Annotated in this window: 2 protein-coding genes and 1 pseudogene; 2 read left to right on the top strand and 1 reads right to left on the bottom strand. The window is 66.7% G+C overall.

Translation table 11 applies throughout. The features are described 5' to 3' along the window. Positions 1–106 (top strand): annotated as a pseudogene (locus MF607_RS22390) (IS5/IS1182 family transposase); the annotation flags it as partial. A 16-nt stretch (positions 107–122) separates the two neighbouring features. Here the strand turns inward: MF607_RS22390 and MF607_RS22385 are convergent. Next, positions 123–332, bottom strand: coding sequence for a hypothetical protein (locus MF607_RS22385; protein ID WP_242122373.1), 210 nt, complete (start codon positions 330–332; stop codon positions 123–125). Here MF607_RS22385 and MF607_RS22380 point away from each other — a divergent pair. Further along, a complete protein-coding gene (locus tag MF607_RS22380; protein ID WP_242122372.1) occupies positions 331–1,713 on the top strand; it encodes a M20/M25/M40 family metallo-hydrolase in 1,383 nt (460 codons plus the stop codon). The genes MF607_RS22385 and MF607_RS22380 overlap by 2 nt on opposite strands. Positions 1,714–2,219 lie beyond the last annotated feature (506 nt).

Here is a 2,219-nt window from a genome sequence, read left to right as displayed (position 1 = left end):
CGGCCGTCTGAAAGACTGGCGGCGTGTCGCCACCCGCTACGACCGCTGCCCAATCGCCTTCTTCTCGGCCATCGCTCTCGCCGCCACCGTCATCTTTTGGCTGTGATCAACGAGTCCTGACCCTAGTGACGCTCCTGACGACAACGCCCCACGCCTTCCACGACTGACAGCACTCCGCCTGTTTGAGGCGGTTTTTCGATACGCTGTTCCGACCAGCGCAACAGCCATGCGGGACGAACGGGTTCACCGCGAATCATATTCCGATAGCGCTCCGGCTTGCGCGGCGCACCGCCGCCGCGCACAATTGCTTCGTCCCAGTCGGAGAAGTCCATGCGTCCTCTGTTCGCCGTCCTTGCCGCGTCCGCCCTGTTCCCAGCCGCCGCGATCGCGCAGGACGCGCCGACCTCCGCGACCGGCAAGGAAGCGCTGAGCCTGCTGACGCGCGGCATCGCGTTCAAGACGGTGGAGGGCGAGGGGCAGGTGCCGGCCTATGCCGCCTATCTGAAGCAGCAGCTGGTATCGGCGGGCTTTGCCGATAGCGACGTGACGTTCGTGCCGATCGGTGAGACCGGCTATCTGACCGCGCGCATCGCCGGGCGCGACCGCAAGGCCAAGCCGACGGTGGTGCTGGGGCATATGGACGTCGTCGCCGCCGACGCGAAGGACTGGACCCGCAATCCGTTCACCCCGGTGGTCGAGGACGGCTATGTGTTCGGGCGTGGCAGTCTGGACAACAAGGCGAATGTGTCGCTGGTCGTCGCGACGCTGATGAAGCTGAAGCGCGAGAAATGGGTGCCGAAACGCGACCTCGTGCTGTTGTTGACCGGCGACGAAGAGACCGAGATGAAGACGACGCAGGCAGCGGCCAATGCGTTCGCCAATGCGGGCCTGGTGCTGAACGCCGACGCCGGTGGCGGGGCGCTGGGCGAGGATGGCAAGCCGATCGCCTATGGCCTGCAGGCGGCGGAGAAGGTCTATGGCGACTGGCACCTGACCGTCACCGATCCCGGCGGCCATTCGAGCCGACCGGGGCCGCGCAACGCGATCGCGGTGCTGGCGAATGCGGTGGTGCGGATCGCCAATTACCGCTTCCCGCCGCAGCAGAACGAGATCACCAAGGCGTCGCTCGCCGGCACCGCCGCCGCGACGCCGGGCGAACTGGGCGCGGCAATGAAGGCGTTCGCCGCCAACCCCGCCGACACCGCCGCCGCCGACATCCTGTCCGCCGACAAACGCTATGTCGGGCAGGTGCGCACGACCTGCGTGCCGACGATGTTCAACGGCGGCCATGCGCCCAACGCCCTGCCGCAGCGCGCGATGGCGAACATCAACTGCCGCATCTTCCCCGGCACGCCCCGCGCGGAAATCGAGAAGAAGCTGGTCGAACTGGTCGCCGATCCGACGGTGCAGGTGACGTTCCGGGACAATGGCACGATCGAGGCCGGCGCCTCACCGCTCGACCCGAAGGTGGTCGGCGCGGTGAAGGCCGTCGTCGCCAAACGCGCGCCGGGCACGCCGGTCCTGCCGATGCAGGAAGCGGGCGCGACCGATTCGATGCATTTCCGCGCGAAGGGGATACCGAGCTTCGGCGTCGGCGGCGTGTTCATGAAGCCCGGCGAGATTTTCGCGCACGGGCTGAACGAACGGGTGCCGGTGGCGACGATCGATCCGGGGGTCATCTGGTGGGAGGAATTGCTGAAGACGCTGGGGTAATCGCGAACATCGCCTGCGCGACACCGCTGGAAGGGGCCACGCGCAGTCGCGACTTCGCCGTACCCGCGCGCAGGCGAGCCTCTGCGAAAGACCCTTCTGTACCCCGGCGAAGGCCGGGCCCAGTTGGGGGACGTCGAAAGGGTGCGAAAAAGCCTTCCCAACTGGACCCCGGCCTTCGCCGGGGTACAGCAGTTTCCAAGTGATCGAGCGACTTCCGCAGCGGTCTCACGCAGGCGGGGTTTCAAGCCGAGCAGAACAAAGGCTTGCGCACGTGGCCCTGGATCCCAGCCTGCGCCCGCCCGGGAATATGATTAGCGCTTGATGAGATGAACCTGACCCGTTCGTCGTGAGTAGCCATTGCGCTAGAGCGGTTTCCGACCAGGTTGGATCACCGGCACGGAGGTGATTTTGGTTCGGGGCGAGGCGCAAGGAGGGAGCGATGCCGAAGCATCGTGACCGACGAAGCAACGCTGCCCCGAGCCGAAATCACCCCGCCGCGTCAGCGG

It is taken from the genome of Sphingomonas lacusdianchii (assembly GCF_022664395.1).
Lineage (GTDB): Bacteria > Pseudomonadota > Alphaproteobacteria > Sphingomonadales > Sphingomonadaceae > Sphingomonas > Sphingomonas lacusdianchii.
This window is presented reverse-complemented; position numbering and strand designations above follow the sequence as displayed.